Here is a 5411-nt window from a genome sequence, read left to right as displayed (position 1 = left end):
CCACCAAGGAACAGGTCGGTCTGCTGCGCACGGCCCGCCACCCGCCTCCCGCCGGACGCGCCTACGCGAAGCGCTGCTTCGCGCTGCCGTCGCACGTCTGGAGCCTGAGCGGGTCCTTCGCCCCCGCCAGGGTCAGACAGAGGCCCGTCGCAGCGGCCGGGCGGATCGTGCCCGCCTGCCGGACGAACTTCTGGTTGGCCGCGCCCGCGCAGTTCCACACGATGAGCGTGGCGCCCGGGTCGTACTTGGCACCGGACACGTCCAGGCACCGGTCGTGGCTGAGCGCGGTGCGCAGGGTCTGCGTACCGGCGTCGTACCACCAGTTCTGGTTGCGCCCGCCGTGGCAGTCCCAGCCGCCGATCGCCGTGCCGTTACGGGTGACCGAGCCGGGCACGTCGACGCAGGTGCCGGTGGCCTCGTTCTTCAGTGGGGTGAACACGTCGTCCCAGGCCGCTCGCGTCAGGACCGGGTTTCCCGTGCTCGCCGGGTCGGCGCAGCTCGCCTCGCGCAGCCCGGAGTCGTACAGCTGGGTGAGGCAGGAGGCGAAGGCCCGGTGGCCGGCCGCGTTGGGGTGGAAGGACTGCCGGACCGAGTTCTCGTCCGGCAGGCCGGGCTTGCTCAGGTCGATGTAGAGGCCGCGCGCCCAGGGGGCCTCGCTGCACACCTCGTGGCCGTGGAAGAGCCGGGAGTTGTCGAGGTAGGAGGCCCCGGTGCTCGCGGCGGCCTTGCGCATGCCGGTCTGGAAGGCGGGCACGGCGGTGTTGCGGCCCCAGGCGGTGTCGGAGTCGTAGCCGAGCCCGCCGCAGATCAGCTTGCCGGGGAAGTTCGGGTTGTCGCGGAAGTCCGGGCCGATCGGGCTCGGGTAGCCCATGAGGACGAGCTTGTAGTCGTTGTCTCCGTACCCGGCGTCGGTCATCACCGTCCGCAGGTCGCGGACCGTCGCCTCGACCTTGGGGACGAGCGCGTCGACACGGGCCTGCCAGCCGCCCGCGTACTTCGGCTCGCAGGGGCCCTGGAGGCTGATGTAGCGCACCACGCAGTCGGTCATGACCGGGCCGAACTGGAGGTCGTCGTTGGCCCCGGCGACCAGGACGACCATCTTGATCCGGGTGTTGCGGGCCTTGATCGCGAGGCTGTCGCTCTGCACGAGCTCGTCGGCGTACTGCTTGTTTCCGCCGATTTTGATGTTCCCGGTATAGGCGCCGGAGCAGGAGACGTTGTACGTGAGGTCCGCCGCGATGCCCGTGCGGTGGATGGCGGCCTCCGGGGAGCGGTGGCACCAGTTGTCCGGCCCGTTCGTTCCGGGGTCGTAGGTGCCGACGCCCTCGCCGGAGATCTCGCTGTCGCCGAGCGAGATCAGCCCGGTCTTGCGTTCGGCGAGCGGCCGCTCGGCGGGGCTGCCGTACAGCTGGGTGGCCTCGGCGGCCCGGACGGCTTCCAGCGCGGGCGGGAGAGGGGTGGATGCGATAGAGCTGGTACCCGACTCCGTCGCGCCCGCGGGTCCGGCGGCGGCCATACCGCCGACGGCTGCCGCGAGAGCCACGGTGGCGGCGACCGTACAGCGGAGCCGGCGAAGGCTTCGGAGCCCTCGAAGTCTGGTGCTGGTGCGCCTCATTGCGCCTCCCGGTCAGTGGTTACCCCCGGTATTTACTGGCCGGTAGGCGACTTGGGAATACGTAGAACAAGACAAGTGCTCATCTTTTTCAGGAGGTTTGAACACCATGGGCGACACAACAGGTGACACGTCGGGCGGCAGCGGGTTCCGGATCGAGCACGACTCGATGGGCGAGGTGAGGGTTCCCGCGCACGCCAAGTGGCGTGCGCAGACCCAGCGGGCGGTGGAGAACTTCCCCGTCTCCGGGCAGCGTCTGGAGCGGGCGCACATCGAGGCGCTGGCCCGGATCAAGGGCGCGGCCGCCAAGGTCAACGCCGAGCTGAAGGTGCTGGATCCGGACATCGCCGGCGCGATCCAGGAGGCCGCCGCCGAGGTCGCGTCGGGCCGCTGGGACGAGCACTTCCCGGTCGACGTGTTCCAGACGGGGTCGGGCACCTCGTCGAACATGAACACCAACGAGGTGATCGCCACCCTCGCCACCGAGCACCTCGGCCGCGAGGTCCACCCCAACGACCACGTGAACGCCTCCCAGTCGTCCAACGACGTCTTCCCGTCCTCCATCCACATCGCCGCCACCGCCGCCGTGACCGCCGATCTGATCCCGGCGCTCGATCATCTGGCCGAGTCCCTGGGGCGGAAATCGGCCGAATTCGCGGAGGTCGTGAAGTCCGGCCGTACGCATCTGATGGACGCCACCCCGGTCACCCTCGGCCAGGAGTTCGGCGGCTACGCGGCACAGATCCGCTACGGCGTGGAGCGGCTGCGCGCCTCCCTGCCCCGGCTCGCCGAACTGCCGCTGGGCGGTACGGCGGTGGGCACCGGCATCAACACCCCGCCCGGCTTCTCCGCGGCCGTGATCGCGGAGGTCGCGGACGCCACGGGGCTGCCGCTGACCGAGGCCCGCGACCACTTCGAGGCGCAGGGCGCGCGGGACGGCCTGGTGGAGACCTCGGGCCAGCTGCGGACCATCGCCGTGTCGCTGACCAAGATCTCCAACGATCTGCGGTGGATGGCGTCGGGTCCGCGCACGGGTCTCGCGGAGATCGCGCTGCCCGACCTCCAGCCCGGCTCGTCGATCATGCCGGGCAAGGTCAACCCGGTGATCCCGGAGGCGGTGCTGATGGTCGCCGCCCAGGTCACCGGCAACGACGCGACGGTGGCCACGGCGGGGGCTGCGGGCAACTTCGAGCTGAACGTGATGCTCCCGGTCATCGCGAAGAACCTCTTGGAGTCCGTACGCCTGCTCGCCAACGCCTCCCGGCTGCTGGCGGACCGTACGGTCGACGGCATCACCGCCGACGTGGAGCGGGCCCGCGCCTACGCGGAGTCCTCGCCGTCCGTGGTGACCCCGCTCAACAAGTACATCGGTTACGAGGAGGCGGCGAAGGTCGCCAAGAAGTCCCTGAAGGACGGGACGACGATCCGCGAGACGGTCCTGGCCTCGGGCTACGTCGAGCGCGGCGACCTGACGATGGAACAGCTCGACGAGGCGCTGGACGTGCTGCGGATGACGCGTCCCTGAGCGCCGGGCGGGGTGCCCGGTGAAATCCGGGTGACCTGAGTCGCAGCGGGGCCGGGGGCAGCGCGCCCGCTCGGCGCTCTCCGTAAGATCTCTCCTTGGCATCCTCCCCCTCCTGAGTGGAGGGGGAGTCCTACGGCTCGCGCCGTGGGATTTTCTGCTTCGTCGCCGACTGCCCGCCCGGAGTGCTCCGTTGAGGTCTTACACCGGCTCCACAGACTGTCACCGAGAGCCTCTCGGCCAGCACGTTCTTCGCGGCGTTCACGTCACGGTCGTGAGTGGCACCGCACGCGCACGTCCATGTGCGGACGTTCAGCGGCATTTTCCCCTGGAGGGTTCCGCAGGCGGAGCACAGCCTGGAGGAGGGGAACCAGCGGTCGATGGCGACCAGGTCCCTTCCGTACCAGGCGCACTTGTACTCCAGCATGCCGCGCAGCGTGGTCCAGGCCGCGTCCGAGATGGCGCGGGCCGGGGAATGGTTCTTGACCATGTTGCGTACGGTCAGGTCTTCGATCACGATCGTTTGGTTCTCACGAACGAGCCGAGTGGTCAGCTTGTGCAGGTGATCCCGCCTGCGGTCTGCGATCCGGGCATGGACCTCAGCGACCTTCCGGCGGGCCTTCGCCCGGTTACTGGAGCCCTTGGCCTTCTTCGCCAGGTTCCGCCGGGCTTTCGCCAGGCGAGCCCGGTCCTTGCGTTCATGCCGGGGGTTGGTGACCTTCTCTCCGGTGGAGAGCGTCACCAGGCAGGTGATCCCGGTGTCGATCCCGACAGCGTTCAACGTTTCGGGCATCGGTGCGGGAACGTCGTCGCACAGCATCGAGACGAACCAACGTCCGGCCGCGTCCTGCGACACGGTCACGGTCGACGGGGATGCACCTTCAGGAAGGGGACGGGACCGTGCGGCGAGCGTCAGGTTGTAGACCTTGCGAACGCACCCGAACGTGCGCGACAGCTCGGCTGCCTGCGCATCGGTCGGACAGAAGCGGTACTTGAACGCCCGCTTCACCTGATTCACGGTCACGCTCACAAACTATGCCGCGACTTAAGATCAAACCGCGGGTCGGAGCACGACCTTTCACCCAGTGGTTCCTCCCCGAGCCAAGGCACGAGGTATCCACACAGGAGGAAAAGATGACAGGCACGGGAGAGTGCGCGCGCTGGGCGCCGGGGGACCGGATCCTCTGGCGCTACCGCGACAACGGCCGGACCCACCGGACAGCCGGTGCCCCGCCCGTGCACATCTGCCGTCCGGTGACCGTCGTGCAGGACACCGACGAGCTGCTCGCCGTCTGGATGGCCCCGGGCACCGAGTGCGTACGGCCGGTGCTGCTGGACGGCACCCAGGTGCACGCCGAACCGCTGGCCACCCGCTACACCGCGCCGCGCACCACGGCCCGCTCGACGTGGTTCGGGTCCGGGGTGCTGAAGCTGGCGCGGCCGGGGGATCCGTGGTCGGTGTGGCTGTTCTGGGACCGGGGCTGGATGTTCCGCAACTGGTACGTGAATCTGGAGGAGCCCCGCACCCGGTGGTCCGGAGGGGTGGATTCCGAGGATCACTTTCTCGACATCTCCGTGAACCCCGACCGGAGCTGGAAATGGCTCGACGAGGACGAGTTCGCGCAGGCGCAGCACGTCGGTCTGATGGACCGGGGGACGGCGCGCCGGGTGCGTGAGGCGGGGCTCGCGGCGGTCGAGGTGATCACCGGCTGGGGGTCGCCGTTCCGGGACGGCTGGGAGCACTGGCGGCCCGATCCGCGGTGGCAGGTGCCGCCGCTTCCGGATGACTGGGACCGCACCCCTGCCCGTATGCCGTCGTGAGACCCTGGAGAGACCCTTCGGGCGGCCCGGTCGGCAGGTCCGGTCGTACGGAGGACCGACAGCCGCAACCAGCGGGCGCCACACCGGAACTGACCACAAGTCATCACACCGGTCGGGCGGAGGGACGGGCCACGGACCCGGACGTTCCGCCCGGTCGCGGGAGCCACTACGAGGGGGTGGAGACATGCACGCCGTCCGCTGCCCGCTCGCCGCGTCCGCCGCCGGCGGGGTCGCCTGTCGGCCATCTCCGCGGCGCTCGGTTTCGGCCCCTTCATCGGGGGCATCCGGTGACAGCCGTTGTTCTTCCCGCGCTTGCCGGGGCACAGTAACGCCCCACGAGGTGACTGCCTCATACAACCGGCCCGGACGGACGGAATCCCACGCGTGACGGAGCACCCCACCTCCCACGAAGGCCGGCAGCCGCTCGCGGCCCGGCCGCAGGAGCGCACCCGGCCC

Annotated in this window: 4 protein-coding genes; 2 read left to right on the top strand and 2 right to left on the bottom strand. The window is 69.8% G+C overall.

Annotated features, from left to right (window positions below; translation table 11 throughout):
* Positions 1-61 precede the first annotated feature (61 nt).
* Positions 62-1615, bottom strand: a complete 1554-nt coding sequence (locus ACFWM7_RS33250) for a ricin-type beta-trefoil lectin domain protein (protein WP_383267957.1) — start codon at positions 1613-1615, stop codon at positions 62-64.
* Between the two features lie 106 nt (positions 1616-1721).
* On the opposite strand from ACFWM7_RS33250, the gene ACFWM7_RS33245 reads away from it, so the two are divergent.
* Positions 1722-3137 carry a class II fumarate hydratase gene (locus tag ACFWM7_RS33245; RefSeq protein WP_383267955.1) on the top strand — a complete coding sequence of 472 codons (1416 nt, stop codon included), beginning with the start codon at positions 1722-1724 and terminating at the stop codon, positions 3135-3137.
* Positions 3138-3267: 130 nt separating this feature from the next.
* On the opposite strand, the gene ACFWM7_RS33240 is transcribed toward ACFWM7_RS33245, so the two are convergent.
* A complete protein-coding gene (locus ACFWM7_RS33240) occupies positions 3268-4164 on the bottom strand; it encodes an RNA-guided endonuclease InsQ/TnpB family protein (protein WP_383267952.1) in 897 nt (298 codons plus the stop codon).
* 104 nt (positions 4165-4268) lie between these two features.
* On the opposite strand from ACFWM7_RS33240, the gene ACFWM7_RS33235 reads away from it, so the two are divergent.
* Positions 4269-4955: a DUF402 domain-containing protein gene (locus ACFWM7_RS33235; RefSeq protein ID WP_205083702.1), complete on the top strand. Its 687-nt coding sequence runs from the start codon at positions 4269-4271 to the stop codon at positions 4953-4955.
* The last annotated feature ends 456 nt before the right edge of the window (positions 4956-5411 follow it).

Origin of the sequence: Streptomyces sp. NPDC058375, assembly GCF_042723425.1 — a bacterium.
Lineage (GTDB): Bacteria > Actinomycetota > Actinomycetes > Streptomycetales > Streptomycetaceae > Streptomyces > Streptomyces durocortorensis.
This window is presented reverse-complemented; position numbering and strand designations above follow the sequence as displayed.

Excerpts from the sequence above, each read along its gene's own strand:
- ACFWM7_RS33245 (WP_383267955.1), top strand. The coding sequence starts at position 1,722 with ATGGGCGACACAACAGGTGACACGTCGGGCGGCAGCGGGTTCCGGATC.
- ACFWM7_RS33235 (WP_205083702.1), top strand. The coding sequence starts at position 4,269 with ATGACAGGCACGGGAGAGTGCGCGCGCTGGGCGCCGGGGGACCGGATC.
- ACFWM7_RS33250 (WP_383267957.1), bottom strand. The coding sequence starts at position 1,615 with ATGAGGCGCACCAGCACCAGACTTCGAGGGCTCCGAAGCCTTCGCCGG.